At 71.8% G+C, this 26,087-nt stretch carries 25 protein-coding genes, 1 pseudogene and 1 riboswitch; of the genes and pseudogenes, 14 read left to right on the top strand and 12 right to left on the bottom strand.

From position 1 onward, the window contains the following. Nucleotides 1-48: 48 nt before the first annotated feature. The gene (locus tag FHX80_RS06005) at nt 49-282 is read right to left on the bottom strand and encodes a ferredoxin (protein WP_145763249.1); all 234 of its coding nucleotides are present in this window, start codon (nt 280-282) and stop codon (nt 49-51) included. Continuing rightward, nucleotides 282-1,745 carry an aldehyde dehydrogenase gene (locus tag FHX80_RS06010; protein WP_145763250.1) on the bottom strand — a complete coding sequence of 488 codons (1,464 nt, stop codon included), beginning with the start codon at nt 1,743-1,745 and terminating at the stop codon, nt 282-284. The genes FHX80_RS06005 and FHX80_RS06010 overlap by 1 nt, the downstream gene beginning before the upstream one ends. Before the next feature lie 211 nt (nt 1,746-1,956). Between FHX80_RS06010 and FHX80_RS06015 the strand changes: the two genes are divergently transcribed. After that, nucleotides 1,957-2,328: a VOC family protein gene (locus tag FHX80_RS06015; RefSeq protein WP_124283919.1), complete on the top strand. Its 372-nt coding sequence runs from the start codon at nt 1,957-1,959 to the stop codon at nt 2,326-2,328. Nucleotides 2,329-2,429: 101 nt separating this feature from the next. Then, nucleotides 2,430-3,470: a Strvi_7410 family MBL fold metallo-hydrolase gene (locus FHX80_RS06020; RefSeq protein ID WP_145763251.1), complete on the top strand. Its 1,041-nt coding sequence runs from the start codon at nt 2,430-2,432 to the stop codon at nt 3,468-3,470. On the opposite strand, the pseudogene FHX80_RS06025 reads toward FHX80_RS06020, so the two are convergent. Together FHX80_RS06025 and FHX80_RS06030 are read right to left on the bottom strand one after the other, a co-directional pair. Beyond that, nucleotides 3,470-3,655: pseudogene (locus tag FHX80_RS06025) on the bottom strand (IS5/IS1182 family transposase); the annotation flags it as partial. The gene FHX80_RS06020 and the pseudogene FHX80_RS06025 overlap by 1 nt on opposite strands. 132 nt (nt 3,656-3,787) lie before the next feature. Further along, entirely contained in the window at nt 3,788-3,970 is a 183-nt protein-coding gene (locus tag FHX80_RS06030; protein ID WP_145763252.1) for a hypothetical protein, read from the bottom strand. A 507-nt stretch (nt 3,971-4,477) separates the two neighbouring features. On the opposite strand from FHX80_RS06030, the gene FHX80_RS06035 reads away from it, so the two are divergent. Continuing rightward, the gene (locus FHX80_RS06035) at nt 4,478-5,236 is read left to right on the top strand and encodes a DUF4097 family beta strand repeat-containing protein (RefSeq protein WP_145763253.1); all 759 of its coding nucleotides are present in this window, start codon (nt 4,478-4,480) and stop codon (nt 5,234-5,236) included. Here the strand turns inward: FHX80_RS06035 and FHX80_RS34605 are convergent. Together FHX80_RS34605 and FHX80_RS06040 are read right to left on the bottom strand one after the other, a co-directional pair. Further along, nucleotides 5,233-5,409, bottom strand: a complete 177-nt coding sequence (locus FHX80_RS34605; protein ID WP_167523367.1) for a hypothetical protein — start codon at nt 5,407-5,409, stop codon at nt 5,233-5,235. The two genes, FHX80_RS06035 and FHX80_RS34605, sit on opposite strands and share 4 nt — an antisense overlap. 46 nt (nt 5,410-5,455) lie before the next feature. Further along, a complete protein-coding gene (locus tag FHX80_RS06040) occupies nt 5,456-5,647 on the bottom strand; it encodes a hypothetical protein (protein ID WP_145763254.1) in 192 nt (63 codons plus the stop codon). A 234-nt stretch (nt 5,648-5,881) separates the two neighbouring features. Continuing rightward, nucleotides 5,882-5,955: riboswitch (cobalamin riboswitch) on the top strand. Nucleotides 5,956-6,081: 126 nt separating this feature from the next. Between FHX80_RS06040 and FHX80_RS06045 the strand changes: the two genes are divergently transcribed. The 5 genes from FHX80_RS06045 to FHX80_RS06065 are packed head-to-tail and all read left to right on the top strand — an operon-like array spanning nt 6,082 to nt 11,756. Then, nucleotides 6,082-7,341, top strand: a complete 1,260-nt coding sequence (locus tag FHX80_RS06045; protein ID WP_145763255.1) for an SCO2321 family membrane protein — start codon at nt 6,082-6,084, stop codon at nt 7,339-7,341. Continuing rightward, nucleotides 7,338-8,033: an SCO2322 family protein gene (locus FHX80_RS06050; protein ID WP_145763256.1), complete on the top strand. Its 696-nt coding sequence runs from the start codon at nt 7,338-7,340 to the stop codon at nt 8,031-8,033. The genes FHX80_RS06045 and FHX80_RS06050 overlap by 4 nt, the downstream gene beginning before the upstream one ends. Then, nucleotides 8,030-9,211, top strand: coding sequence for an energy-coupling factor transporter transmembrane component T (locus FHX80_RS06055; protein WP_425281674.1), 1,182 nt, complete (start codon nt 8,030-8,032; stop codon nt 9,209-9,211). Before FHX80_RS06050 ends, FHX80_RS06055 begins: the two co-directional genes overlap by 4 nt. Next, nucleotides 9,208-10,932, top strand: coding sequence for an ABC transporter ATP-binding protein (locus FHX80_RS06060; RefSeq protein WP_145763257.1), 1,725 nt, complete (start codon nt 9,208-9,210; stop codon nt 10,930-10,932). Before FHX80_RS06055 ends, FHX80_RS06060 begins: the two co-directional genes overlap by 4 nt. Next, nucleotides 10,929-11,756: an ECF transporter S component gene (locus tag FHX80_RS06065; protein WP_145763258.1), complete on the top strand. Its 828-nt coding sequence runs from the start codon at nt 10,929-10,931 to the stop codon at nt 11,754-11,756. The genes FHX80_RS06060 and FHX80_RS06065 overlap by 4 nt, the downstream gene beginning before the upstream one ends. A gap of 15 nt (nt 11,757-11,771) precedes the next feature. On the opposite strand, the gene FHX80_RS06070 is transcribed toward FHX80_RS06065, so the two are convergent. Next, complete coding sequence (locus FHX80_RS06070) at nt 11,772-12,035, bottom strand: hypothetical protein (protein ID WP_145763259.1); 264 nt, start codon at nt 12,033-12,035, stop codon at nt 11,772-11,774. Nucleotides 12,036-12,143: 108 nt separating this feature from the next. Then, nucleotides 12,144-13,313 (bottom strand): steroid 3-ketoacyl-CoA thiolase, encoded by a 1,170-nt coding sequence (locus tag FHX80_RS06075; protein WP_145763260.1) that lies wholly within the window; start codon nt 13,311-13,313, stop codon nt 12,144-12,146. A 302-nt stretch (nt 13,314-13,615) separates the two neighbouring features. Between FHX80_RS06075 and FHX80_RS06080 the strand changes: the two genes are divergently transcribed. Both FHX80_RS06080 and FHX80_RS06085 read left to right on the top strand, forming a co-directional pair. Continuing rightward, the gene (locus tag FHX80_RS06080) at nt 13,616-14,869 is read left to right on the top strand and encodes a cytochrome P450 (protein WP_145763261.1); all 1,254 of its coding nucleotides are present in this window, start codon (nt 13,616-13,618) and stop codon (nt 14,867-14,869) included. A gap of 131 nt (nt 14,870-15,000) precedes the next feature. Continuing rightward, complete coding sequence (locus FHX80_RS06085; RefSeq protein WP_244318140.1) at nt 15,001-15,963, top strand: AEC family transporter; 963 nt, start codon at nt 15,001-15,003, stop codon at nt 15,961-15,963. A gap of 132 nt (nt 15,964-16,095) precedes the next feature. Here the strand turns inward: FHX80_RS06085 and FHX80_RS06090 are convergent, their stop codons facing one another. Together FHX80_RS06090 and FHX80_RS06095 are read right to left on the bottom strand one after the other, a co-directional pair. Continuing rightward, nucleotides 16,096-18,213: a bifunctional glycosyltransferase 87/phosphatase PAP2 family protein gene (locus FHX80_RS06090; protein WP_145763262.1), complete on the bottom strand. Its 2,118-nt coding sequence runs from the start codon at nt 18,211-18,213 to the stop codon at nt 16,096-16,098. A 112-nt stretch (nt 18,214-18,325) separates the two neighbouring features. Next, a complete protein-coding gene (locus FHX80_RS06095) occupies nt 18,326-19,426 on the bottom strand; it encodes a serpin family protein (protein ID WP_244318141.1) in 1,101 nt (366 codons plus the stop codon). Nucleotides 19,427-19,486: 60 nt separating this feature from the next. Here FHX80_RS06095 and FHX80_RS06100 point away from each other — a divergent pair, with 60 nt between their 5' ends. Next, nucleotides 19,487-19,978, top strand: coding sequence for a GNAT family N-acetyltransferase (locus tag FHX80_RS06100; RefSeq protein ID WP_145763264.1), 492 nt, complete (start codon nt 19,487-19,489; stop codon nt 19,976-19,978). Between the two features lie 69 nt (nt 19,979-20,047). On the opposite strand, the gene FHX80_RS06105 is transcribed toward FHX80_RS06100, so the two are convergent. Further along, complete coding sequence (locus tag FHX80_RS06105) at nt 20,048-22,093, bottom strand: MDR family MFS transporter (RefSeq protein WP_145763265.1); 2,046 nt, start codon at nt 22,091-22,093, stop codon at nt 20,048-20,050. A gap of 135 nt (nt 22,094-22,228) precedes the next feature. Between FHX80_RS06105 and FHX80_RS06110 the strand changes: the two genes are divergently transcribed. Together FHX80_RS06110 and FHX80_RS06115 are read left to right on the top strand one after the other, a co-directional pair. After that, entirely contained in the window at nt 22,229-23,464 is a 1,236-nt protein-coding gene (locus tag FHX80_RS06110; RefSeq protein ID WP_145763266.1) for a peptidoglycan-binding domain-containing protein, read from the top strand. A gap of 224 nt (nt 23,465-23,688) precedes the next feature. Then, nucleotides 23,689-24,351, top strand: coding sequence for an HAD-IA family hydrolase (locus FHX80_RS06115; RefSeq protein ID WP_145763267.1), 663 nt, complete (start codon nt 23,689-23,691; stop codon nt 24,349-24,351). Here FHX80_RS06115 and FHX80_RS06120 read toward each other — a convergent pair. Continuing rightward, nucleotides 24,338-25,099 carry an ABC transporter permease gene (locus tag FHX80_RS06120; RefSeq protein ID WP_145763268.1) on the bottom strand — a complete coding sequence of 254 codons (762 nt, stop codon included), beginning with the start codon at nt 25,097-25,099 and terminating at the stop codon, nt 24,338-24,340. The genes FHX80_RS06115 and FHX80_RS06120 overlap by 14 nt on opposite strands. Before the next feature lie 307 nt (nt 25,100-25,406). On the opposite strand from FHX80_RS06120, the gene FHX80_RS06125 reads away from it, so the two are divergent. After that, a complete protein-coding gene (locus FHX80_RS06125; protein ID WP_145763269.1) occupies nt 25,407-26,051 on the top strand; it encodes an HNH endonuclease family protein in 645 nt (214 codons plus the stop codon). The last annotated feature ends 36 nt before the right edge of the window (nt 26,052-26,087 follow it).

Consider the following 26,087-nt stretch of genomic DNA (forward strand, 5'->3'; position numbering starts at 1 on the left):
GTCCTCCACGGCCGCTGGTCCTCCACGGCCGCCGCTCCTCCGTGGCCGCTACTCCTCCGGAGGGAACACGACCTCCCCCGAGCCGGCCAGCGCGACCGTGATCGCCTCGACCGGACACCCCTCGGCCGCGGCGAGGACCTGTTCATTGGCGTCGGTCTCCGGGTCGACGGGGCGGGACTGCCGGGCGGAGTCCAGCCGGAAGCCGCCCGGTGCGTGGTTCACGCACATCCCCGACCCGATGCACACGGACCGGTCGACCTCGACGCTCCACCGGTCCCCCATCAGGCACCTCCCCCGTACCCGGCAGGCAGGTGGATCATCTTGTGCTCGAAGTACTCCCCGTACCCCTCGGGCCCGAACTCCCGCCCCACACCGGAGTTCTTGTAGCCGCCGAACGGCCCGAGCATGTCGAGGCTGAAGGTGTTCACGCTGTACGTGCCGGTCCTGACCCGGCGGGCGATGTCGATGCCGCGTTCGGTGTCGGCGGTCCAGACGCTGCCGCTGAGCCCGTACTCGGAGTCGTTGGCGATCTTCACGGCCTCGTCCTCGTCGCCGTACGGCAGCAGGCAGATGACCGGGCCGAAGATCTCCTCGCGGGCGATGCGCATGGAGTTGTCGACGTCGCCGAAGAGCGTCGGCTCGACGTACCAGCCCCGCTCCTGCGAGGCCGGACGCCCGCCCCCGGTAAGGATCTTGGCCCCCTCCTCCTGCCCGATCCGGATGTAGTCCAGGGAGCGCTGCTGCTGGCGCCGCGCGACGAGCGGTCCGAGTTCGGTGGCGGGGTCGAGCGGGTCGCCGACCTTGAGCGCACCGGCTGCGGCGGCGAACGCCTCGGCCATCTCCTCGTACCGGGAACGCGGCACGAGAATCCGGGTCTGGGCCACGCAGGCCTGCCCGTTGATCATCCAGGCGAAGGGCACGATGCCCGCGACGGCGGCGTCCAGATCGGCGTCGGGGAGGATCACGGCGGCGGACTTCCCGCCGAGTTCCAGGGTGACGCGGGTGAGGTTGCGCGAGGCGACCTCCATGACCCGCCGCCCGGCGGCGACGGACCCGGTGAACGAGACCTTGTCGACGCCCGGATGCCCGACCAGGTACTCGCTCACCTCGCGGTCGGCCGGCAGGATCGACAGCACGCCCCCGGGCAGCCCGGACTCGGCGACGATCTCGGCCAGGATGTAGGCGTCGAGCGGCGACTCGGGCGACACCTTCAGGACGGCGGAGCACCCGGCGAGCAGCGCGGGCGCGAGCTTGGCGGCGGCGGTGAACTGCGGCACGTTCCACGGCACCACGGCCGCGACCACCCCGACGGGCTCCCGCCGCACCAGCAGCGGCCCGAGCGCCCCGCCCCGGTGCTCCTCGTACGGGAAGGTGCGGGCGACGGTGATCGCCGCGTCCCACACCATCATCGCGGCGAGCGCCTGCACCATGACGCTGGAGCTGTACGGGGTGCCGTTCTCCGAGCTGATGACCCGGGCGATCTCCTCGTACCGCACGGCGAACGCGTCCTTGATCCGCGTGACGACGTCGATCCGCTCGGCCGGCGTCATCCGGGGCCAGGGCCCCTCGTCGAACGCCCGCCGGGCGGCGGCGACCGCCCGGTCCACATCCCCCTCGGCGGCGTGCGGCACCCGGCCGATGACCTGCTCGGTGTGCGGGGAGATGACCTCGATGACTTCCCGCCCGAGCGGATCGACCAACTCCCCGCCGACGAACAGTTTTCCGTGTTCGACAAACTCGCTCATGGCTGCTGCCTCCCGCGACGCGGCACGTGACCCGACTCGTTGACTGAATTCTTCGTTCTGCGTCCGGCATACATCCGAACAACAGCTGACTACATGTCAGAACTGATACCAGTTCCAGTTCCAGGAGTCCACGGCCGGGACATGGCCGAAGCGTGGCCGGACGCCTCCGGAACCACTCCCGCGGCACGGCCCACCGGGCAGACTGGCCTCCATGACCGCCTCCCTGCACCACATCGTCATCGACACCCACGACCTGCCCGCCCTGGCCCGTTTCTGGGCGGCCGTACTGAAGTGGCGCATCCTGTCCGAGCGGGAGCGGGAGGTCGTGATCGGCCCGGACGCGGCAGCCCCGGTGGGCATCTGCTTCATGCCCGCGCCCGAGACGAAGTCCGTGAAGAACCGTCTGCACCTCGATCTGACCACGCAACCCTCCGAGGGGGAGGCGGAGATCGAGCGCATCCTCGCACTGGGCGCGCGCCGGGTGGAGATCGGACAGACCGGCGAGGAGTCGTGGACCGTACTCGCGGACCCGGAGGGCAATGAGTTCTGCGTCGTGCGGCCGAAGGCCACCCTGATCGGATAGTCGACCGGGGCTACCACTGGAACAAGTTCTCGTTACAGTGGACGCGGCGCGCCGTGGCCGTACCCCGCACGCCGCCGAGACCGCGGAGAGATGGGGAGTCCATGACGCAGGTGATGAACCACGGTGGAGGCGTCCACAGCATCAAAGTCCCCATCCCGGACAACCCGTTGGGCCACACCCTGGTCCATGTCCTCGACACCGGCCGGGGTCCGGTCCTGATCGACACGGGCTGGGACGACCCGGAGGCCTGGGACACCCTGACAGCCGGGCTCACAGCGGTCGGCGTGGACATCTCCGGCATCCACGGCGTGGTCATCACCCACCACCACCCCGACCACCACGGCCTGTCCGGCCAGGTGCGCGAGGCGTCCGGGGCGTGGATCGCGATGCACGCCGCCGATACGGCGATCGTCCGCCGCACCCGCGAGTCCGAACCGGGCACCTGGCTGTCATACCTCGCGACGAAGCTGGCGACGGTCGGCGCCCCCGAGGACCACATCGCCCCGCTGCTGGCCGCCCGCGAGAAGGGCGGCCGGATGCGCACCCTTCCCGGCCTGCGGGCCACGCTCCCGGACCGCGAGATCGTGCCCGGCGAACTCCTCGACCTGGCGGGCCGCGAGCTACGCGCGATCTGGACCCCCGGCCACACCCCCGGCCACGTCTGCCTCCACCTGGAGGAGGACCACCCGGCCAACCTCCCCGGCCGCGGCCGCCTGTTCTCCGGCGACCACCTGCTCCCCGGCATCAGCCCGCACGTGGGCCTGTACGAGGACCCGGACGACGCCACGGAGACCGACCCGCTCGGGGACTACCTGGCCTCACTGGAACGGATCGGCCGCCTGGGGGTCGCCGAGGTGCTCCCGGCCCACCAGTACGCGTTCGCGGACGCGGCGGGCCGCGTCCGCGAACTCCTCGACCACCACGAGGAACGCCTCACCGGCCTCCTCGGACTCCTCGCCGAACCCCTCACGCCGTGGCAGCTGGCGGAGCGGATGGAGTGGAACCGGCCCTGGGAGCAAATCCCCTACGGGTCAAGGAACATCGCCGTCTCGGAGGCCGAGGCACATCTGCGCCGACTGGTGAAACTGGGTCGCGCGGAGGCGGTCGCGGGAAGCGAACCGGTGACGTTCGTCGCGGCGTGACGGACACCCGGGTCGGTGACGACCTGCACGTTTACGCCGTGCCGCCGGTGCTTGGCGAAGTAGTCGGCCCGGCCGTCGCCGACCCGGTCGCACTCGACGAGGGTGCCGTCCAGCAGGATGAAGTCCGGTTCGTGCTCGCGCGGCGTCTTCAGCAGGCCCGGCGCCTGGTCGGCGAGCAACGTGATCGAGACGTCGGACTTCTCACTCAACAGCCCAGGGGCCTCGCTCGTTGCGCTTCACGATCCATCACTGTGACTGAGCGTTTCCTCTGGCGATGCCCGCCCCGTGAAGCCCACGCGGAACCGGAGCCCCTGGGGTCAGTCCTGATCCTGGGTGTACTGAGCTGCGTACCAACTGGAGTCGATGGCGGGGTTGCTCAGGGAACCCGCGATCTCCTTGTCTCCTGCGGGCGGCCGAAGTGTGGCGAAAGTGCGGGGCGCGTGCTCGCGCAGCCACGCGTCGATGCGAGTCCATGAGTCCTGGACCAGGTCTGCTGCCATGGGGCCGACCCTGGAGTCGGCCACCGACAACAGCTTGATCGTCGCTCACCGGCCTTGCCCGCCGTGTTGGCGTTCAAGCCGGGCCGATTCGAGTGGACCCTATGGCCCCTTGTCCCGGCTCACCAAGCTGCCGGCACGGGATGCCGCGGCCGCCCACTCAAGCGCTCACCGACCTCGGGCGGGTAGACGCGAACGCGCTCCCGAGCAACCTGCGCGGCCCGCTCGAGGCGCCGCGGGTTCGGGGCGAAATCCCTCCTCGGAAGCCGTTACCCGAGGGAGGCGGTTCGGGTTACCGCGACGGAAGGGGCCGGCGCTGCCCCCGCGTCAGGGTTGGGGCCCTGCCGCGTGGCGCACAGCCGTGCCGGCAGCGGCCGAACGGGGGGATATCCCCACCCTCGATCCGTTGGCAAGCCCGATCGCACCGGGTGGGCCTGGGCTCCTGGAGTTCGAGGGCATATCGACCGCACGCAGCAAACTCGCAGCTCAGAGCAGTAGGGAAGCATCACCATGGCAGCCAGGACCCGCAGCCTCACCGCACTCGGCGGGGCCGCCCTCGTCGCGCTCGTCGCCACCGGGTGCGGCAATACGGATGTCGCGGACGCGCCGGTGGAGAAGAAGTCGTTCGCCTACAGCGGCAAGAGCCTGACCGTGAACTCCGACTCCTCCGATCTCGAACTCGTTCCGGCGGACATCAAGGAGATCCAGGTCGAACGACAGGTCAGCGGGGCGGTGCCCGGCAGCAACCCGGACCTGGTGTGGAAGCTCGACGGAGACACCCTGACCCTGAAACTGAAGTGCACGGGCATCTCGGTGAACTGCAAGGCCAGGTACTCCGTGAAGGTGCCGCGCGATGTCGCGCTCACCGTCGGCAACGACAACGGGCTCATCAGGGCCACCGGGTTCACCACCGGCCTCAGGGCGAAGACCGACAACGGCGAGGTGCGGCTGAAGGACATGAGCGGCGCCGAGCTGGACCTGGAGAGCGACAACGGCAGGATCGACGGCGAGGGCATCTCCGCCAAGTCCGTGACCGCGAGGACCGACAACGGTGAGGTCCGGCTGAACTTCACCGCGGTGCCCGATCTGCTGGAGGCCCAGAGCCACGACGGTGGGATCCGGCTGGGTCTGCCCAAGGCGATGTACAAGGTCGACACGTCCGCCAAGAAGGGTGACATCACCGTGGACGTGCCGCAGGCCGACGACAGCACCCACGTGGTGACGGCCAGCACCCGCAACGGCGACATCACCATTGAAACCGCGCGCTAACGACCGGTGTTCGGGAGCGCGGCCAGGGCGCCGAGTATCAGCGGGGCGCCGCGCTGCGTCGCGATGAGGACCGGGCGGTCGCCGTCGCGGCATTCGATGACGGCGGCGTCGTACTCGAAGGTCTTGTACCAGCCGTACGGATCGCCCTTCAGCAGCCCTCGGACGCCCAGCACCGTCAGGGTCGCCGGAAGCGCCCGGCGCGCGACGCGGCCGTCCGGGTCAGGGGTGGCCGCCGGGCTTCGCGTTCACCGTTCCCAGGACCGCCGTCGTGTACCCGTCCGACCGGGACGCCCCGGCCCGGCAGTCGGGCGCGGCGCGGTACGCGTCGCTGTTCGCCGCCCTGCCCGGTACGAGGGCGAGCAGCCCGGCCGAGACCAGTACGAGGAGCAGGCCGGCAGCAGCGTTCTCCACCGGTCGGACGTCGCAGGCGCCTCAGGTGTTCTCGGCCCCTGGTCCGGTTTTGTTCCCATTCCCCCGCCTGTCCCCTCCCCGGCCGCGAACCGGCCGTGAACCCACCGCGAACCCGCCGTGCACCCGCCGTGCACCCGCCGCCCCCTCCGTGTTCTGCCCCGGCGGAAGCGCCCGGCCAGGGACCTCGGGATACCCGCCCGGTAGAGTGTGCGAGTCGTCATCATGCCCGTTCAGGGGGAAGCCGGTGCGAATCCGGCACTGACCACGCAGCCGTGAACCGCCCTCGCAAGCGGTGAGTCGGAATGCCCTGTCCGTGTCGTGACCGGCTCGCGCCATCGGAACCCCGGTGGCCGGCACCGTCGAGGTATACGGAGCCGGAGCCTGGTGCCTGTGTGTGCCTGTGCCCGGATTCCCGCAGGAGAGGCCCCACCGCCATGACCGTACGCCACAGCGCAGCCGCGCTCGCCGCCACCGCCACTGTGCTCTGTGCGGCCGCAGCCCCGGCCGCGGTCGCCGCGCCGTCCCCCTCGTCCTCGCCGTCCGCGGCGCTGCCCTCGGGGCTGTACGGCACGACGGACCCGACGTACGACGGGGTGTGGCGGCAGTCGCTGGCCTTCGTCTCGCAACGGGCCGTCGGTGTCACGCCCGCCGCGAAGGCGGTGGACTGGCTGGTCGGCCAGCAGTGCGACAGCGGGGCGTTCCCCGCGTACCGGCCCGACTCCTCCGTGCCGTGCGACGACAAGACCATGATCGACACCAATGCGACGGCGGCCGCCGTTCAGGCGCTCCGCGAGGTCGGCGGGCACAAGGACCAGGTCGCCTCCGGGGTCGACTGGCTGAAGTCCGTGCAGAACGAGGACGGCGGCTGGAGCTACACCGCCGGTGGGGCCAGTGACGCGAACTCCACCTCGATCGTGATCGGCGCCCTCGCCCGCGCCGGGCAGAAGCTCGGCGATGTGACGACGGACGGCGGCAAGACCCCGTACGACGCCCTGCTGACCTTCGCCATCCCCTGTGGCGTCAAGGACGGCGGCGCGTTCGCCTACCAGCCCGACAAGGCCGGAAAGCTCGTCGCCAACGGGGACGCCACCGCGGCCGGCGTGCTCGGCTCGCTCGGCAAGGGGCTCATCGTCGGCAACTACGCCGCGGTCAAGGCCCCCACCTGCCACAAGGGCGCCGTGCTCAAGCCGGAGCAGGCCGCCCAGAACGGCGCCCACTACCTCGCCGGGGCCCTCGCCAAGACCGGTCACCTCGACCAGCCGCCGATGCCGGGTGCCGAGGACAGCGCCCCGCTGCCCGACTTCGGCAACACCGCCGACGCGGTCGTCGCGCTGTCCGCCTCCGGTCACAAGGACAAGGCCGCCGCGTCCGTCGACTGGCTGGCGAAGAACTCGGCCGACTGGGCCAAGCAGAGCGGCCCCGCCGCCTACGCCCAGCTCGTCATGGCCGCCCGCTCGACCGGCGCCGACGTGCACGACTTCGGCGGCGCCGACCTCGTCGCCCAGCTGAACGCGACCGGGCCCGCGCCCGCCGCCGTCAAGAAGCCGACGGCGAGCGCCACCGAGGAGGAGCGGAAGGACAGCGGCGACGGGGACGGCATCGGCGGTGTCTGGTGGTTCGTCGGAATCGGACTCGCCGTCGGCGCGGGCGCCGGATTCCTGATCAGCGGCCGCCGGAAGAATCAGCAGCTGTGAGGCGGGCCGGCAGGACCACCGCGCTGCTGGTGGTCCTGGGCGCCGTCCTGGCCGTGCTCGGCACGGGCACGGCCCAGGCGGCGGGTTACCGCTACTGGTCCTTCTGGGAGGCTTCCGGCAGCGGGTGGGCGTACGCCACCCAGGGGCCGTCCCTGGTCCGGCCGGACGACGGTTCGGTACAGGGCTTCCGGTTCTCCGTGAGCGCCGACTCCCAGGACTCGGCGAAGCCGCGCCGCTCCCCCGACTTCTCGAAGATCTGCGCGCACGTCCCCGCCCAGGACGGCACCAAGCGGGTCGCGCTCGTCATCGACCCCGGCACCGCCGCCGATGCCCCGGAGGGGGAGACCCCGCCCCCGCCGCGTACCGCGTGCGCGCAGGTCCCGAAGGACGCGAGCAGCGCCGAGGCGCTCGCGTCGGTGGCCAAGCCGCTGCGTTACGGGAGTGACGCGCTGCTCTGCGCCATCACCGGCTATCCGGCCACGGGATGCGGTGAGCAGGTTTCCGGAACCACCGGCGCCGACAGCGGTCGGCAGGCATCGGCCGACGCCTCCGCGCCCACGTCCGCCTCCGCTGCCGCCGGTAGTGGTGGCAGCGGCGGTGGGCCGTCCGCCGGGGTTCTCGTCGGGGTCGGCGCCGTCCTTCTGCTCGGCATCGCCGCAGTCGCGCAGGCCCGCCGCCGCCGCCGCGGATGAGCGGCTTGGCGAACGTCACCGGGGGCGGCCCGGTGACCGGTGTCACGGACACCTGCTCCCCGGCCCCCGTCTGGCGCGCGCCCGCCGCGACCCGGAGCAACGCGCTGCCCGCCGGGGCGTGGTGGCTGTGGGCGCTGGGGCTCGCCACCGCCGCGTCCCGGACCACCAACCTGCTGCTGCTCGGCCTGCTGGTGGGCGTGGCCGGGTATGTGGTGGCCGCGCGCCGGACGGACGCGCCGTGGGCCCGGTCGTACGGGGCGTTCATCAAGATCGGGCTGTTCGTCATCGGGGTCCGGCTGCTCTTCTCGGTCTTCCTCGGTTCGCCGATTCCCGGCACGCATGTGATGTTCGAGCTGCCTGAGGTGCCGTTGCCGGACTGGGCGAAGGGCATCCGGATCGGTGGCCGGGTGACCGCCGAGCAGCTGCTCTTCGCGCTGTACGACGGGGCGAAGCTGGCCACCCTGCTGATCTGCGTCGGCGCGGCGAACTCCCTCGCCAACCCGGCCCGGCTGCTGAAGTCGCTGCCCGGTGCGCTGTACGAGGCCGGGGTGGCCGTCGTCGTCGCGATGACATTCGCGCCGAACATGGTCGCCGACGTGGTGCGGCTGCGCACCGCGCGGCGGCTGCGCGGCCGGCCGACCGGCGGGGTCGGGGCCGTGCTCCAGATCGGGCTGCCGGTCCTGGAGGGGGCGCTGGAGCGGTCGGTCGCGGTGGCGGCGTCGATGGACGCGCGCGGCTACGGGCGTACCGCGCGGGTGCCGGCCGCCGTCCGGCACACCACGAACGTCCTCACCCTCGGCGGGCTGCTCGGTGTCTGCGCCGGTACGTACGGGCTGCTGGCCGCGCAGGGTGCGGTGTACGGGCTGCCGCTGCTGATCGCCGGTCTGGTCGCCGCGATGGCCGGGCTGCGCCTCGGCGGGGCGCGTTCGGTACGGACCCGCTACCGGCCCGACCGGTGGGGTGTGCGGGCCTGGCTGGTCGCGGGCTCCGGCGCGGCGGTCGCGGTGGCGATGATCTGGGCGGGCAGCGCGGATCCGGCGGCGCTGCACCCCGGTGTCGTACCGCTGGCCGCGCCGGTGCTGCCGCTGTGGCCCGCAGCCGCGGTGCTGATCGGTCTGCTGCCCTCGCTGGTCGCGCCCGTCCCGCTCTCCCCCACAGGCTTCGAGGAGCAGGTGTGATCCGGTTCGACGATGTTTCGGTGCGTTACGAAGGGGCCGAGCGCCCCACCCTGTCGGGGGTCGATCTGACCGTTCCGGAGGGTGAGCTGGTGCTCCTCGTCGGACCGTCGGGAGTCGGTAAGTCGACTTTGCTGGGTGCGGTGTCGGGGCTCGTGCCGCACTTCACCGGGGGCCGGCTGACCGGGCGGGTCACCGTCGGCGGGCGCGACACCCGTACGCACAAGCCGCGTGAACTGGCCGATCTGGTCGGCACGGTGGGTCAGGACCCGCTCTCCCACTTCGTGACTGACACGGTCGAGGACGAGCTGGCGTACGGCATGGAGTCGTTGGGTCTGGCCCCGGACGTGATGCGGCGGCGGGTCGAGGAGACCCTCGATCTGCTGGGTCTGGCCGGGCTGCGCGATCGGCCGATCGCCACGCTCTCCGGCGGTCAGCAGCAGCGGGTCGCGATCGGTTCCGTCCTCACCCCGCATCCCCGGGTCCTGGTGCTGGACGAGCCGACGTCCGCGCTGGACCCCGCGGCGGCCGAGGAGGTCCTCGCGGTGCTCCAGCGGCTCGTCCACGACCTGGGCACGACGGTCCTGATGGCGGAGCACCGGCTGGAGCGCGTGGTGCAGTACGCCGACCAGGTCGTCCTGCTGCCCTCGCCGGGCGCCTCCCCGGTGATGGGCGCGCCCGCCGATGTGATGGCGGTGTCGCCGGTGCATCCGCCGGTCGTGGCGCTGGGGCGGCTGGCGGGCTGGGACCCGCTGCCGCTGTCGGTCCGGGACGCCCGTCGGCGGGCCTCGGGGATGCGCGACGCCCTGGCGGGCGTGCGGCCGGGGCCGGTCTCCGGTGCGGACGGCCCGCGGCTGCCGGCCGAGGTGGCCCCCGCTCCCCGTCCCGCCGCCCGGCGGGGCGCCCTGGCCAGGCTGTTCGGCCGCGCCCCGCAGGAGAGCGCCGACCCCGTACCCGTCACCGACGCCACCACCCGGATCGAACGCCTCGGGGTGCGGCGCGGCCGGGTCGAGGCGCTGCGCCGGGTGACGCTCACCGTCGCGCCCGGCGAGACCGTCGCGCTGATGGGACGCAACGGCGCGGGCAAGTCCACGCTGCTCGCGGCCCTCGTGGGCATGGTCGAGCCGACCTCCGGCAGCGTCCTGGTCGGCGGCCGGACCCCGCACCGCACGCCGCCGCGCGAGATGGTGCGCCGGGTCGGCCTCGTACCGCAGGAGCCGCGCGATCTGCTGTACGCGGACACGGTCGCCGCCGAGTGCGCGGCGGCGGACGCCGACGCGGGCGCCGCGCCGGGCAGTTGCCGGGCCCTGGTGTCGGAGCTGCTGCCCGGTGTACCGGACGACACCCACCCCCGCGATCTCTCCGAGGGGCAGCGGCTCGCCCTGGCGCTCTCCCTCGTGCTCACCGCCCGGCCCCCGCTGCTGCTCCTGGACGAGCCGACCCGGGGCCTGGACTACGCGGCGAAGGCCCGGCTCGTCGGGGTGCTGCGCGCGCTGGCGGCCGATGGCCATGCGATCGTGCTGGCCACCCACGATGTGGAGCTGGCCGCCGAGCTGGCCCACCGGGTGGTGATCCTCGCCGACGGGGAGGTGGTGGCGGACGGGCCGACCCCGCAGGTCGTGGTGTCGTCCCCGGCGTTCGCCCCGCAGATCGCCAAGATCCTGGCCCCCCAGGAGTGGCTGACCGTGACGCAGGTGCGCGAGGCGCTGGGGGGTGCCGCATGAGCGGCACGACGGGGCGCGGGGCGCGCCCGGTGCGGCTCGGGCCGCGTGCGGTCGCCGCGCTGGTGCTGATCAGCGCGATCGGCGTGGTCGCCTTCGGCTGGCCGCTGCTGGCGGGGGCCGACTCCGGTCTCGCGCATTCACAGGACGCCCCCTGGCTGTTCGCCGCGCTGCTGCCGCTGCTGGTCGGGGTGGTGGTCGCGATGATCGCGGACGCCGGGCTCGACGCGAAGGCGGTGGCGATGCTGGGGGTGCTGGCCGCGGTCGGCGCGGCGCTGCGGCCGTTGGGGGCGGGCACGGCGGGGCTTGAGCCGATGTTCTTCCTGATGGTGCTGAGCGGGAGGGTGCTGGGACCCGGCTTCGGCTTCGTGCTCGGTTCGGTGACGATGTTCGCGTCCGCGCTGCTGACCGGCGGGGTGGGCCCGTGGATGCCGTTCCAGATGCTGTCGATGGGCTGGTTCACGATGGGTGCGGGCCTGCTGCCGGGACCGGATCGGCTGCGCGGGCGGGCCGAGCTGCTGATGCTGGCGGCGTACGGGGCGGTGGCCTCGTTCGCGTACGGGACGGTCATGAATCTGTACGGGTGGCCCATCGTGCCGGGCCTCGGTTCGGGTATCTCCTTCCATCCCGGTGACCCGCTGTCCGAGAACCTGGTGCGCTTCGTCGCGTACTGCACGGCCACCTCGGTCGGCTGGGACCTGGGCCGGGCGGTGCTCACCGTCGTACTCACGCTGACCGTCGGGGCGGCTCTGCTGAAGGCGCTGCGCCGGGCCACCCGCCGCGCCGCCTTCGAGGCCCCGGTCGCGTTCGGGGCCCCTGAGGAGTAGCGGCCCGACCCGGGGTCAGCGCCGCGCCGCCGCGTCGAACCAGCGCACGATCTGCGGGCCCGACCTCAGATACGCCTCGTTGTGGCTGGTCGCCCCCTGGTCGATCACCGGCGCCTCGACCCCGTGCTTCGTGTGCCGCGCGGATGCCTGGCGGCCGGGCGCCGACTGCCCGGCCGCCGCGGCGGGAACCGTACTCGGTGCGGCGAGGACCACCACGGTGGCGGCCAGAAGTCGTCGTGCGCCGTTCGTCCGGACGGAGTTGTTCACGTTGTCCTCCATGGCCCCGACGCTGGGCAACCGCGTCCGGCGCCGGCATCCGCGTAGGCCCCCGCCCACTGGTGTACCTGACAGCACCGTCGCACTGGGGCGTTCCCCCGCCCGGTGCCGCTACAGCCGCTGGATGATCGTTCCGGTGGCCAGTGCGCCGCCCGCGCACATGGTGATCAGCGCGAACTCCTTTTCCCTGCGCTCCAGTTCGTGCAGGGCCGTGGTGATCAGCCGGGCTCCGGTGGCGCCGACCGGGTGGCCGAGCGCGATGGCGCCGCCGTTGACGTTGACCTTCTCCAGATCCTGCTCGAAGACCTGCGCCCAGCTCAGCACGACCGACGCGAAGGCCTCGTTGATCTCCACGATGTCGATGTCCTTGAGCGACATCCCGGCCTTGCCGAGCACCGCACGGGTGGCGTCGACGGGGCCGTCGAGGTGGAAGTGCGGGTCGGAGCCGACCAGCGCCTGGGCCACGATCCGGGCCCGGGGCTTGAGTTTGAGCGCCCGCGCCATGCGTTTGGACGCCCACATGATCGCGCAGGCGCCGTCGGATATCTGCGAGGAGTTGCCCGCGGTGTGGATGGCGGTGGGCATCACCGGTTTGAGTCCGGCGAGCCCCTCCATCGTGGTGTCGCGGAGCCCCTCGTCGCGGTCGACCAGCCGCCACATGCCCTGACCGGCGGCCTGTTCCGCCTCGGTGGTGGGCACCTGGACCGCGTACGTCTCCCGTTTGAAGCGCTCCTCGGCCCAGGCGACGGCCGCCCGCTCCTGCGAGATCAGGCCGAGCGAGTCGACGTTCTCGCGGGTGAGGCCGCGCTTGCGGGCGATGCGCTCGGCGGCCTCGAACTGGTTGGGCAGGTCGACGTTCCACTCGTCGGGCCACGGCTTGCCCGGCCCGTGCTTGGAGCCGCTGCCGAGCGGCACCCGCGACATCGCCTCGACCCCGCAGCTGATGCCGACGTCGATCACCCCGGCCGCGACCATGTTGGCGACCATGTGGGAGGCCTGCTGCGAGGAGCCGCACTGGCAGTCCACGGTCGTCGCGGCGGTCTCGTACGGGAGCCCCACGGTGAGCCAGGCGTTGCGCGCGGGGTTCATGGACTGTTCGCCGGCATGGGTGACGGTGCCGCCGACGATCTGTTCGACGCAGTCGGCCTGGATACCGGTCCGGCCGAGAAGTTCACGGTAGGTCTCACCCAGCAGATAGGCGGGGTGCAGATTGGCGAGTGCGCCTCCGCGCCTGCCGATGGGAGTGCGTACGGCTTCGACGATGACGGGTTCCGCGGCCATGAGCTCGTCCTCTCCTCGCACTTCCGCAGAGGCGTCCCGGCGCCCACGGAAGGAACTAGTACGCGTTCTAGTTCTTCATGCAGTCTTATGAGCATTACCCCCGGTACGCAAGGGGCTTGCACGGACCTTGCCCATGCTTCGCCGCCAACACCCGCCGCAAATCAGCCCGGTTCGCCGATGCCTCACGCAACGGATCCGGCCACGCCTCTTGTCAGTTGTAGAACTCGTTACTACCTTTCGGACAACTTCTGATGGGTCGTCAGACATGCTCGGGCGACTCTCGGACCGACCTGGAGTTGCCGATGCCCTGCCCTCATCTGCTGCCCGAAGGGTTCGACTTCACCGATCCCGATCTGCTCCAATCCCGCATACCGCACCCGGAGTTCGCCCGGATGCGCGAGACCGCACCGGTCTGGTGGTGCACCCAGCCCGCCGGTATCTCCGGCTTCGACGACGAGGGTTACTGGGTCGTCACCCGGCATGCGGACGTCAAGTACGTCTCGACCCGTCCCGAGCTGTTCTCGTCCAACACCAACACCGCGGTGATCCGCTTCAACGAGACGATCAGCCGCGACCAGATCGACGTCCAGAAGCTGATCATGCTGAACATGGACCCGCCCGAGCACACCCGGGTCCGCCAGATCGTCCAGCGCGGCTTCACACCCCGCGCCGTGCGCTCACTGGAACAGGCGCTGCGCGACCGGGCGCGCTCGATCGTCGAGACGGCGCTCGCCGCCGCGGACGACGACGGCTCGTTCGACTTCGTCAACAACATCGCCGTCGAACTGCCGCTCCAGGCCATCGCCGAGCTCATCGGCGTACCGCAGGAGGACCGGACCCGGATCTTCGACTGGTCCAACAAGATGGCCTCGTACGACGATCCGGAGTACGCGATCACCGAGGAGATCGGCGCCGAGGCGGCCATGGAGCTGGTCTCGTACGCGATGAACCTGGCGGCGGCGCGCAAGGAGTGCCCGGCCAAGGACATCGTCTCCCAACTGGTCGCCGCCGAGGGCGAGGGCAACCTGCTGTCCGACGAGTTCGGCTTCTTCGTCATCCTGCTCGCCGTGGCCGGAAACGAGACCACCCGCAACGCCATCAGCCACGGCATGCACGCCTTCCTCACCCACCCCGAGCAGTGGGAGCTCTACAAGCGCGAGCGGCCGGAGACGACCGCCGAGGAGATCGTCCGCTGGGCCACGCCCGTGGTCTCCTTCCAGCGGACCGCCACCCAGGACCTCGAACTGGGCGGTCAGCAGATCAAGAAGGGCGACCGGGTCGGGATGTTCTACTCCTCGGCCAACAACGACCCCGAGGTCTTCGAGAACCCGGAGAAGTTCGACATCACCCGCGATCCCAATCCGCACCTCGGCTTCGGCGGCGGCGGACCGCACTTCTGCCTGGGCAAGTCCCTTGCCGTGATGGAGATCGACCTGATCTTCAACGCCATCGCGGACGTGCTGCCGGACCTGCGGCTGGTGGGCGATCCGCGGCGGCTGCGGTCGGCCTGGCTCAACGGCATCAAGCAGCTCCAGGTGAGCACCACCAGCGGCTGAGCACCACCGGCGGCTGATGTCGGCCCGGAACACCTCGGCGGGCCGGGCCTGTTCGCCGTACCGCGAACGCGCCTCACGCCCGTCCGCACCCCGCACGGGTGGCGGACGGGCGTAGCGGGATCATGGCGGGTATGCACTCCCTGCTCTCCGCTTTCGCGCCGATCTGGATGCTGACCGCCGCCGGTTACGCGGTCGGCCGCAGCGGCCTCCTCGGGGCGCAGGCCGAAGCGGTGCTCGGCCGGTTCGTCTTCCATGTCGCCATGCCCGCCGCCCTGTTCACCATGGTGTCGGGGGCGCGGCCGGCCGGCTTCGCCCATCTGCCGATGGTGGCGTTCGCGGCGGCCACGGCGCTGGTTTCCGGTCTGGGCTACGTGGTGGCCCAACGGTTCTTCGGCCGCGGGAGGGCCGACGGGGCGATCAGCAGCATGGCGTCCGGCTACGTCAACTCCGCCAACCTGGGTATCCCGGTGGCGGTGCAGGTGCTCGGCGACGCCTCGTTCGTCGCGCAGGTCATCCTGTTCCAGGTGCTGGTGGTCTCGCCGGTGATCCTGACCCTGCTGGACTCGGGTACGCGGGCGGGCGGCGGACCGGGAGGCGGGCGCCCCGGCGGCGGGCTTCGGCGGATGCTCACCATGCCGGTCCGCAATCCGGTCATCATGGCCTCGCTGCTCGGAGCCGCCGTCTCCGCCGCCGGGCTGCGGCTGCCGGCCGCCCTCACCCACTCCTGCGACCTGCTGGGCGCCGCGGCCGTACCGACGGCCCTGGTCACGCTGGGCCTGTCCCTGCACGGCGGCCCGGCCAACCGGACCCAACGCGTCGCAGGCCGCACGGAGGTCGGGGCCACGGTCGCACTCAAGACGCTTGTGCAGCCCCTGATCGCCTTCCTGGTAGCCGGTCCGCTGTTGGGCCTGCCGGACCAACAGGTGCTGTCCGTGGTGCTCTGCTCGGCGCTGCCGACGGCGCAGAACGCCTTCATCTACGCCCGCGAGTACGGCCTCGACACCGGGCTCGCCCGCAATTCCGTGGTGGCCTCCACAGTGGTGTCGATGCTCACGCTGTCCTTCGCCACCTGGGCCCTGGGGCCGAACCACTGAACCGTTCAAGTGGCGGCGGTGCCCGGTGGATGGATGCTGGGAACGCGACGATCCACCTGCCGAAGGGGTGGCGGGGACGTTTTTCTGTCCCCGCCACCCCTTCGGCCCAGGTACGCGGGCGGGCGCCGGTCGCTACGATTTGCCGGCCACCGCTTCACCGTCCGCCTTCGCCACGGGTACCGGCACCGGCTCCGCCGCCCCGTCCGGCACCTTCGCCGCACTCGCCGCACCCACCGCGGGCTCCTGGAGCGCGCGCGGTCCGCACAGCAGGTAGGTCAGCGCGAAGCCGAGCGCGACGACCGCCGCCCCGCCCACCGCGTCGAGCACCCAGTGGTTGCCCGTCGCGACGATCGCGGCGACCGTGAACAGCGGGTGCAGCAACCCCAGCAGCTTCATCCAGGCCTTCGGGGCGAGCATCACGATCACCACACCGCACCACAGCGACCAGCCGAAGTGCAGCGAGGGCATCGCCGCGTACTGGTTGGTCATCGAGGTCAGCGAACCGTAGTCGGGCTTCGCGAAGTCCTGGACCCCGTGCACCGTGTCGATGAAGCCGAGCCCCGGCATCAGCCGCGGCGGGGCCAGCGGGTAGAGCCAGAACCCGACCAGGGCCAGGAGCGTGGCGAAGCCGATGGAGCTGCGGACCCAGCGGTAGTCCGCGGGGCGGCGTGCGTACAGCACACCGAGGATCGTCAGCGGCACGATGAAGTGGAACGTCGAGTAGTAGTAGTCGAGGAAGTCCCGCAGCCAGCCCACCTGGACGACCGCGTGGTTGGCCCAGTGCTCCATGTCGATGTGCAGCCACTGTTCGACCGCGTGGATCTGCCGGCCATGCTCCTCGGCGGTGGCACGGCCGGCCGTCGCGGCCAGCCTGACGTGCGCGTACGCGGAGTAGACGACCCTGATCAGCAGGAGTTCCAGCAGCAGGCTGGGCCGGCTGAGGACCCGCCGCCAGAACGGCAGCAGCGGCACCCTGCTCCAGCGGGCCGGGACCGGGGCCGTGAAGTCGACGGGGACCGGCTGCTGCCAGTACGGCGAGGTGCGCGGCAGGAACGGGGCGACGCACGCGGCCCCGAGCGCGGCGATCAGCAGCACGTTGTCGCGTATAGGGAACACCGCCTCGATGTTCGGCAGCAGCATCTTGCCGGGCAGCGTGATCACGAGGACCACGACGGCCGGCCACACCATCCGGTCCGAGGCACGCCTGCCGACCCGCCCGACCACGGCGAGCAGCACCCACAGCAACTGGTACTGCCAGGCGGTCGGCGAAACGGCGACGGCGACGCAACCGGTCACAGCCACGGCGAGCAGCAGTTGACCGTCACGCGCATAGCGTGCGGCGCGGCGCAGACCGACGAAGCAGACGGCCACGGCCAGCACCAGGAAGAGCCCGATCTCCAGCGGGCCCTCCAGCCCGAACCGGAGCAGCGCCCCGTGCAGGGACTGGTTGGCGAGGCTGTCCGCCTGGTCGCCGAGGCCGGCCCCGGCGACGTGGTGCACCCAGTACGTCCACGAGTCGTGCGGCATCGCCGTCCAGGCCAGTGCCGTGCAGGCGGCGAACGCGACACCGCCGGTCACCGCCGCCCGGCGCCTCCCGGTCAGCCAGAGCAGCGCGGCGAACAGCAGCACGGTCGGCTGGAGCGCGGCCGCGATGCCGATCAGGACGCCCGAGGCGCGTTCGCCGCGGACCACGAAGCAGCCGACGAGCACCAGGAGGACCGGCAGGATGCTGGTCTGGCCCAGGTAGAGGGCGTTGCGGACCGGCAGCGAGAGCATCAGCAAGGTGATCGCGACGGGTGCGGCGAGCAGCGCCGTACGCCGGTTGACCGGGCTCGGCAGGGCACGTGCCGCGATGACGCCGAGCGCGGCGACGAGCAGCAGCGAACCGAAGGTCCAGGCGACCCCGAGGCTCTGTTCGGCGGTCCGGGCCAGCGGCTTCAGCACCAGCCCGGCGAAGGGGGTGCCGGTGAACCGGTCGGTGTCGTACAGCGAGCCGGTCACATGAAGCACACCGTTCTCACCGATCCAGGTCTCCAGATCGGTGAGCCGTTCGCCGGGCGGCTGCCGCAGCACCACCGCCATCTGCCGTACGGCCAACGCGGCCACGACCAGCCAGAGGACGGCCCGGGCCGCCCCGGTCCTCGCTCCCGCCGTCGCGTCTCCGCGCACACTGTGCTCAGCATTCGCCACGCTGCGCCGACCCTCCCACCGTCTTGTGCAACCCTCGATACGGGCATGCTGTGAAACCATCGCATTGCACTATGAGGTAGACCCAATCAAATCCTTCTTCACCTGACTGTCATCTGCTTCTGTCCGAAAGGATGTCCGGCGGGGCAGGGCCGCCCGGGGCGGGTGGACGGGCTCAGCCCTCCGCCGGGATGTCCTCCTGCCAGCCCGTGAAGAGCGGGAGCTCGCCGCTGCCGTCCAGGACCACGATCCCGAAGGGGCGGTCGAAGGCGATGTGCCGGCAGCGCTGTGGGCCGGGCGCCGCGCTCCCCGGTGCGGCGAGGACGGTCACGGCGGCGGCCCGCACGCCTTCCTCGGCGACCTTCACCACGGTCTCCTGCACCACCTGGGAGATCCGGAGCCGCTCGGGTGACATCCACGCGAAGTCGGCGGCGGCACTCGTCGCGACCCGCACCCCGAGCGCCGGCAGCTGATCGGTGGCCTGAACGTTCGTACGCAAGGTGAACCGCGGAACCGCGACGCTCAGCACGTCCGCGTCCAGCCGGGTGCGTACCGCCTGCGGCGCCCAGGCCGCGGGCAGCACGTCCGCCGCTCCCGCACCCGGTTCCCCCAGCACCAGCCGGACCCGGGCCGGGGCCGCTCCGCCCCGCTCGGTGCGGCAGCGCAGCTCGACGACATGGGTGCCGCGCACCGTCCAGCCGTCCCACGGCCCACGCGTGCCGTACATGGTGGGCACGGCACGGCTCTCTCCGGCCGCGTCCGTGAACGGCCGGTCCTCGGTGTTCCCGGGCTCGAACGGCTCCTCCCAGCGCGCCTTCAGTGCCAGCACGTTGACGAGCACCAGCAGCATCTCGTCACTGATGTCCAGCGGCAGCCGCTCGATCAGACCACCGGTGGCCTCCCGTACCCAGGCGTAGACCCCGGCGGCGTCCATCGGCCCGAACCCGATGTCCGCCAGCGCCTCCCGGTACTCCCGGTGGACCGGCACCCGGGTCCACACCCGGGTCGCCACCCCCAGCGCGTCGGTGGCCGCCGGCTCGCGCACCCCGGCCGTCACCGCGTCGGCGACCTCCCGCTCCGCCACCCCCAGCACCGCCCGCAGCTCGTCGGCGGTCTCCCCGCGTGCCCCCGCCGCGACCACGGCCAGTGCCGGCCAGAGCCCGGCCGGCGAGCACACGAAGCTCCCGCCGCCCGGGCCGGCCGGCTCCCGTATCCACCTCTCGCCGAGCCGCTGGACCGCCCCGGCTCTCGTTGCCGAACCCGTCTCCCGCGTCACCGATGCCGCCTGCACACAAATGGCTTCCCCGCACGGTCGTGCGGAAGTCAGAATGAACCAATGACGTGGACCATGACCTCCGAACGCTTCGACTCCCCCGATGCCGCCCTGCTGCGCCGGGACTACTACGACGAGGTCGCGAGCCGCTACTGGGGGCGGCCCGCAACGGCCGGGGAGATCGACGAGGGGCTCACCGACGACGGTGCCGAGCTGCTCGTCCCGCCGACCGGTCAGTTCGTCGTCGGCCGCTTCGAGGGACGGGCGGCGGCCTGTGCCGGGCTGGTCCTGATGGACGCGGAGGTCGCGGAGCTGACCCGGGTGTTCGTCCGCCCGGAGATGCGCGGCACGGGCGGCGGCGGGCGGCTGCTCGCGGCGATCGAGAGCCGGGCGCGGGCCTTCGGCATACGCCGGATCCGGCTCGACACCCGTAACGACCTGGTCGAGGCGCGCGGGCTGTACGCGAAGCACGGCTACCGGGAGGTCCCGGCGTTCCACCGCCGCAACCAGTACGCGGAGCACTGGTTCGCCAAGGAGCTCCGCACCACCGCGTGATCGGTCCCCGGCGTCAGAGGGCGCGTTCGGGGGTGGACGTGTTCGGGGTGCGCGCTCAGGGGTGCATGCTCAGGGTGCGTGGTGGTCGCGCTTCGGCTCGGGGCTGTGCGGCCGTTCCTTGCTGGACCCGCCCGTCTCGGCCGTCAGCTCCGACACCAGGGCGACCAGATCGGTCGGACGGTCCGGGCCCCACCAGTCGCCCAGCAGCTCGGCCAGCGACTCCTCCCGGGCGTGCGAGAGCTTCACCACGGCCTCGGCGCCCGGTTCGGTGAGCGTCAGCTGCACCCCCACCCGATGGGCCAGCCCGCGTTCCTCCAGCTGCCGGGCGGCCTCGCTGATCACCCGCAGCGGCACCGGGGCGACCTCGGCGAGCTGGGCGGGCTCGACGGTGCCGTGCCGTTTTATGCGCAGCAGCATCCAGCTCGCGGCGGGCAGCAGGTCCAGCCCGGCCTTCTCGGTGATCTTCACGTAGACCTCGCGGCGCCCCTCCCGGGTGGCGAGGACCGAGAGGGCGCGGGCGCATTCGTCGTACGAGGACCGCTCGACCGGGTTCGACGCCAGGGTCTCGCTGGTCTCGGGGGCGGTCACCGAACCGCGCAGCTTGTCCTCCTTGAGCAGCCAGGCGAAGGCGAAGGCGATCAGGACGACGGGGGCCGCGTACAGGAACACGTCGGTGATCGACGCGGAGTACGCGCTGAGCACGGACTGGCGGAGTGCGGGCGGCAGCTGATGGATGGCGCGCGGGTCGGAGGACAGTCCGTTCACACTGACCCCGGGCGGCAGCGTCTGGCCGGCGAGCGCCGAACCGAGCTTGTCGATGAGCCGGTTGGTGAAGATGGTGCCGAAGATCGCGACACCGAACGAGGCGCCGATGGAACGGAAGAAGGTCGCCCCCGAGGTGGCGACGCCGAGGTCCTGGTAGGTCACGGCGTTCTGCACGATCAGGACGAGGACCTGCATCACCAGACCGAGTCCCGCACCGAAGACGAAGAAGTAGACGCTCATCTCCAGGGTGCTGCTGTTCTCCGTGAGCCGGTGCAGAAGCAGCAGGCCGGCCGCGGTGACTCCGGTGCCGACGATCGGGAAGACCTTCCAGCGGCCCGTGCGGCTGACGATCTGACCGGCCCCGGTCGAGGTGATGAGCAGGCCGAGCACCATCGGGAGCATGTGGACGCCGGACATCGTCGGCGTGATGTCGTGCACGACCTGGAGGAAGGTCGGCAGATAGGTCATCGCGCCGAACATCGCGAAGCCGATGACGAAACTGATCACCGCGACGAGGCTGAAGGTCCTGATCCGGAACAGCTTCAGCGGCAGTACGGGTTCGGCGGCGCGCCGCTCCACGTACACGAACGCGATCAGCAGCAGCACGCTGAGCACGGCGAGGCCGATGATCTGCGTCGAGCCCCAGGCCCAGGTGGTGCCGCCGAGCGAGGCGACCAGGACCAGACAGGTGGCGACCGCGGCGATGAGGAAGGTGCCGAGGTAGTCGATGGTGTGCTTCGTCCGGCGGACCGGGATGTGCAGCACCGCGGCGATCACGGCGAGGGCGACGACCCCGATGGGGAGGTTGATGTAGAAGACCCAGCGCCAGCTGAGCTGTTCGGTGAAGAAGCCGCCGAGGAGCGGTCCGAGCACGCTCGTCGCGCCGAACACCGCTCCGAACAGACCCTGGTACTTGCCGCGTTCGCGCGGCGGGACGATATCGCCGACGATCGCCATCGACAGCACGATCAGACCGCCGCCGCCGAGCCCCTGGAGGGCGCGGAAGCCGATCAGCTGCGGCATGTTCTGGGCGATGCCGCAGAGCGCGGAGCCGATCAGGAAGATGACGATGGCGATCTGGAAGAGCCGCTTGCGCCCGTACTGGTCGCCGAGCTTGCCCCAGAGCGGGGTCGCGGCGGTCGATGCCAGCAGATAGGCCGTGACCACCCACGACAGATGCTCCAGACCGCCGAGGTCACTGACGATGGTCGGCAGAGCGGTGGAGACGATGGTCTGGTCGAGTGCGGCGAGCAGCATGCCGAGCAGCAGCGCGCCGATCGCCACCAGGACCGACCGGGTGGAGCGGTTGTCGCCGGGTGCCGGGGCCGGGGGGCTCAACTGCTGGGCCATGAAACATCTCCTCGGATCCGCTAGACACCCATCCTGTCCGTTCCGCACCGTTATGGCCTGCCGAAAGGGCACCTGATTGGGCTTCCTGGCGGCGGGCTGCATAATCGCAGGCAGCTCAAGGGGAGGGGACCCACAATGACCGGACATATGTGCCCGGAGTGCGGTACGGACGGCAGACCTGGCACCGGCCCGGGCTGCGACTGCGCACAACGCGCGGCTCACCGCGGTGCCGGACAGCATCAGGCCACCGAGCAGCACCACGTCACACAGGGGCAGCAGGCCACCGAGCAGCACCACGTCACCGGACAGCAGCAGGCCGCCGAGCAGCACCGCATCGCGCAGGAACAGCGGGCCGCCGAGCAGCACCGCGTCGTCGAGGAGCACCACGCCGGGCGGTCGGCCGAGTTCGCGGCCGCGGAGGACTTCGACCCGTTGCGCATCCGGCCGTACGTGACGCTGGGCGGCGAGGAGCCGGGGGCCGGACGGGACGGGGCGACGGGGCACGCGCCGGACGGCCATACGGGGGACGCGGCCACCACGATGCCCCTGTTCCTGGACCCGGCCGGTCCGGGCCCACTCCCCGACCCGCTCCCCGGTCCGCTCCCCGGTCCACTGCCGGGCCCGCTGCCGGACGCCGTCCATCCGGCAGATCCGGCGGCTCGGGCAGCTTCGGCCCATCCGGTCGGCCACCCGGGCGCCGCGGTCCTCACCGCCCGCCCGGACCCCGTGCAACCGCGGCACCGCAGGCCCTTCGCGGCGTTGGCCGTGGGGGCGGCCGTCGTCGCGGTGGTGGGCACGGCGGCCTTCGTCGGCGGGCTGTTCAACGGGAACGGCAACGGGGACGCGGACCTGGATCCGGTCCTGCCCTCCACCGTGGCCAGCCTCCCCGAGGAGAGCGCCACCCCGTCGGCCTCCACGACGGCGTCCGCCTCCGCATCGCCGTCCCGGTCGGCCACGGCGTCGCCGTCCGGATCCACGACCGCATCGGCTTCGGCGTCCGCGTCGCCGTCGGCGAGCGCCTCGGCGTCCCGTTCCGCGCCCGCCGCCCCGTCGGAGCCGGCCGCCGAGTCCTCCCCGCCGGCCACGGAGGACGCCGAGGGTCCGGAGCCGGTGGCCCCTCCCGCCGAGCCGCAGGAGGCCTTGACACTGAGCCGCGGCGACCACGGCCCGGAGGTGGCCGAGCTGCAACGCAGGCTCCAGGAGGTCTGGCTGTTCCGCGGCCCCGCCGACGCCGACTTCACGGACCGGGTCGAGCGGGCCGTTCGCGGCTTCCAGTCGTCGATGTACATCCAGGGCGACCCGGAGGGGGTCTACGGGCCGAACACCCGGCGTGCGCTGGAGGCGGTCACCACGGGCCAGGGGCGCCACTGACCCGCACCGGGCTCCGGCCGGAGGGGGAATTCGCTTTCCCGGACATGTTTTTGTATCGTGATGGAACAAAGTGGCCCCCAACCGCACTCCCTGACCGGCGGGCGGGGGCCGCTTGTTCTCTTTTCCGTGTCGCCCGCCTTGCCCGCCCTGCCGCGCGGCAGCACGCCCTCGCGCGTCGTCCGCCCTCCCGCGCAGTTCGCTATCCCCCGCTCTGGAGCCCGCCCATGCCGGCCACTGTTCTCACCGCCAACGCCCTCCTGCTCGACATGGACGGGACCCTGGTGAATTCCGACGCCGTCGTGGAGCGCTGCTGGCGGCGCTGGGCGCTGCGGAACGGTCTGGCCCCGGAGGCCGTGCTCAAGGTGGTTCACGGCCGGCAGGGGTACGCCACGATGGCGGTGCTCCTCCCGGACCGCCCGGTGGAGGAGAACTACGCGGACAACCGGGTGATGCTCGCCGAGGAGACCGCCGACACCGACGGCGTCGTCCCGATCGGCGGTGCCGGCGCCTTCATGGACGCGATCGCCGCACTCCCGCACGCCCTGGTCACCTCGGCCGACCGGCCACTGGCGGAGGCCCGGATGGCCGCGGCCGCGCTGCGGATGCCGGACCTCCGGATCACCGCCGAGAGCGTGGGCGCCAGCAAGCCGGACCCGGAGGGCTTCCTCAAGGGCGCGGCCGCCGTTGGCTTCGATCCGGCGGACTGCATCGTCTTCGAGGACTCCGAGGCGGGCATCGCGGCGGGCCGGGCGGCCGGTATGCGCGTCGTGGGCGTGGGCCCGCGCGCGGCGGCGCTCTCTCCGGACGCGCACGTCGAGGACCTGACGCAGATCCGGGTGGAGGCGGCGGCCGACGGCTCGGTCCTGCTGCACATCAGCGCCCGGTAGCGAAGGCCCCTCCCCCACTGCGGTGAAGCCGCCCCCGCGCCACCAGCTCCAGCACGGTCGCGACGGCTGCCGCCTGGACGGCCATCAGCGCCACCAGTACGAACAGTTGCACGGCGCCCGCCTGCACCGGTGAGGCGCCGCCCAGCAGCATGCCGACGAAGGCCCCGGGCAGCGTGACGAGACCCACCGTCCGGGTCTGGTCGAGCCCCGGCAGCAGCGCGTCCGAAGCCGCGGGCCGCGCGATCTCCAGCCGCGCCTCGCGGTCCGGCAGGCCGAGCGCCATCGCCGCCTCCACCTCCCCGTGCCGGGTCGCCAGCTCGTCGAGCGCCCGCCGCCCGCCGAGCACGGTCGCGGTCAGGGCGCCCCCGATGAGGATGCCCGTCACCGGGATCAGCGCGATGCCCCGGACCGGCACCAGCCCGGTGAGCAACAGCACCGCGACCACCGGCACGACCCCCGCCCCGATCGGCACGGCCACCCACCACCGGCTGCGGTTATCGGTGACCCGACGGCCCGCTGTCCACACCGCGACGCCGAACATCAAAGCGATGAACGCGAACGTCGGCGCGAATGCGTGGACCACCCAGCCGATGAGCGAGGAGACCGCGGCGAGCTGGACCGCCGCCCGCAGCCCGGCGAGGACGATGTGGCGCGACCGGCCGAGCGAGGCGAACGCGGCGATGCCCGCGGCCACCGCGAGCAGCAGGGCGAGTACGACCCCGAGCGTGATGTTGACCGGTAGCAGCACACGGCCACTCTAGGACCGCCCGCAACCGGCCCTCCGCCGTGAAACCGGAACCTCCGGCGTCGCGCGCGACCGGATTTCCGGCCCCCGTCCCCCAACACGGAACTGCCGTCTCATCAGGCCCGTACGCCCGCGCACGCACTTCCGTACGCCCCCGCACCTCGACCCTCTTTGTCAGACCCCTTGATGTGACGTGCCCATGTCGCCACTCTGTTACCTGGCGCCCACCCCACGGAAACCTTGCGCCGCCACGATGACCGGGCCGTTTCGGACGAACCGGCCAAGGTCCCCCCGCATCAAGGGAGTTCGCATGTCAGGTATCTACGCGCGTCGCATAGCCGTCCTCGTCGCATCCGCCGCCCTCGCCGCAACCACCGGGCTGCTCACCGCCCCCAGCGCGCAGGCCGCCATGCCCACCCCGGTGGCCGCGTCCACCGCCCGTACCTATCTGAGCCAGCTGACCGTGCAGGCGGAGGGCTCGTCGACCGGTTACAGCAGGGACAAGTTCCCGCACTGGATCACCCAGTCGGGCACCTGCAACACCCGCGAGGTCGTCCTGAAGCGGGACGGCACGAACGTCACGCAGGACTCCAGCTGCGCCGCCGTCAGCGGCACTTGGTACTCGGAGTACGACGGAGCAACCTGGACCGCCGCATCCGATCTGGACATCGACCACATGGTCCCGCTGGCCGAGGCCTGGCGCTCCGGTGCAGCCAGCTGGACCACCGCCCAACGACAGGCGTACGCCAACGACTTGACCCGCCCCCAGCTCATCGCGGTCACCGACAACGTCAACCAGTCCAAGGGCGACAAGGACCCGGCGAAGTGGCTCCCCTCGCGCACCGCCTACCGGTGCACGTACGTACGCGCCTGGGTGCACGTGAAGCACTACTACAACCTGACCGTCGACGCGGCCGAGAAGAGCGCACTGCAGTCCGTGCTCAACGGCTGCTGAACGATCACTGAACGGCGGCCGGCCCGCCGGCCGCCG

Origin of the sequence: Streptomyces brevispora, assembly GCF_007829885.1 — a bacterium.
Taxonomy (GTDB): domain Bacteria; phylum Actinomycetota; class Actinomycetes; order Streptomycetales; family Streptomycetaceae; genus Streptomyces; species Streptomyces brevispora.

Excerpts from the sequence above, each read along its gene's own strand:
- FHX80_RS06035 (WP_145763253.1), top strand. The coding sequence starts at position 4,478 with ATGGCAGCCAGGACCCGCAGCCTCACCGCACTCGGCGGGGCCGCCCTC.
- FHX80_RS06065 (WP_145763258.1), top strand. The coding sequence starts at position 10,929 with ATGAGCGGCACGACGGGGCGCGGGGCGCGCCCGGTGCGGCTCGGGCCG.
- FHX80_RS06105 (WP_145763265.1), bottom strand. The coding sequence starts at position 22,093 with ATGGCCCAGCAGTTGAGCCCCCCGGCCCCGGCACCCGGCGACAACCGC.
- FHX80_RS06070 (WP_145763259.1), bottom strand. The coding sequence starts at position 12,035 with ATGGAGGACAACGTGAACAACTCCGTCCGGACGAACGGCGCACGACGA.
- FHX80_RS06110 (WP_145763266.1), top strand. The coding sequence starts at position 22,229 with ATGACCGGACATATGTGCCCGGAGTGCGGTACGGACGGCAGACCTGGC.
- FHX80_RS06020 (WP_145763251.1), top strand. The coding sequence starts at position 2,430 with ATGACGCAGGTGATGAACCACGGTGGAGGCGTCCACAGCATCAAAGTC.
- FHX80_RS06085 (WP_244318140.1), top strand. The coding sequence starts at position 15,001 with ATGCACTCCCTGCTCTCCGCTTTCGCGCCGATCTGGATGCTGACCGCC.
- FHX80_RS06075 (WP_145763260.1), bottom strand. The coding sequence starts at position 13,313 with ATGGCCGCGGAACCCGTCATCGTCGAAGCCGTACGCACTCCCATCGGC.
- FHX80_RS06080 (WP_145763261.1), top strand. The coding sequence starts at position 13,616 with ATGCCCTGCCCTCATCTGCTGCCCGAAGGGTTCGACTTCACCGATCCC.
- FHX80_RS06015 (WP_124283919.1), top strand. The coding sequence starts at position 1,957 with ATGACCGCCTCCCTGCACCACATCGTCATCGACACCCACGACCTGCCC.
- FHX80_RS06045 (WP_145763255.1), top strand. The coding sequence starts at position 6,082 with ATGACCGTACGCCACAGCGCAGCCGCGCTCGCCGCCACCGCCACTGTG.
- FHX80_RS06055 (WP_425281674.1), top strand. The coding sequence starts at position 8,030 with ATGAGCGGCTTGGCGAACGTCACCGGGGGCGGCCCGGTGACCGGTGTC.
- FHX80_RS06100 (WP_145763264.1), top strand. The coding sequence starts at position 19,487 with ATGACGTGGACCATGACCTCCGAACGCTTCGACTCCCCCGATGCCGCC.
- FHX80_RS06030 (WP_145763252.1), bottom strand. The coding sequence starts at position 3,970 with ATGGCAGCAGACCTGGTCCAGGACTCATGGACTCGCATCGACGCGTGG.
- FHX80_RS06005 (WP_145763249.1), bottom strand. The coding sequence starts at position 282 with ATGGGGGACCGGTGGAGCGTCGAGGTCGACCGGTCCGTGTGCATCGGG.
- FHX80_RS06115 (WP_145763267.1), top strand. The coding sequence starts at position 23,689 with ATGCCGGCCACTGTTCTCACCGCCAACGCCCTCCTGCTCGACATGGAC.
- FHX80_RS06125 (WP_145763269.1), top strand. The coding sequence starts at position 25,407 with ATGTCAGGTATCTACGCGCGTCGCATAGCCGTCCTCGTCGCATCCGCC.
- FHX80_RS06090 (WP_145763262.1), bottom strand. The coding sequence starts at position 18,213 with ATGGTTTCACAGCATGCCCGTATCGAGGGTTGCACAAGACGGTGGGAG.
- FHX80_RS06010 (WP_145763250.1), bottom strand. The coding sequence starts at position 1,745 with ATGAGCGAGTTTGTCGAACACGGAAAACTGTTCGTCGGCGGGGAGTTG.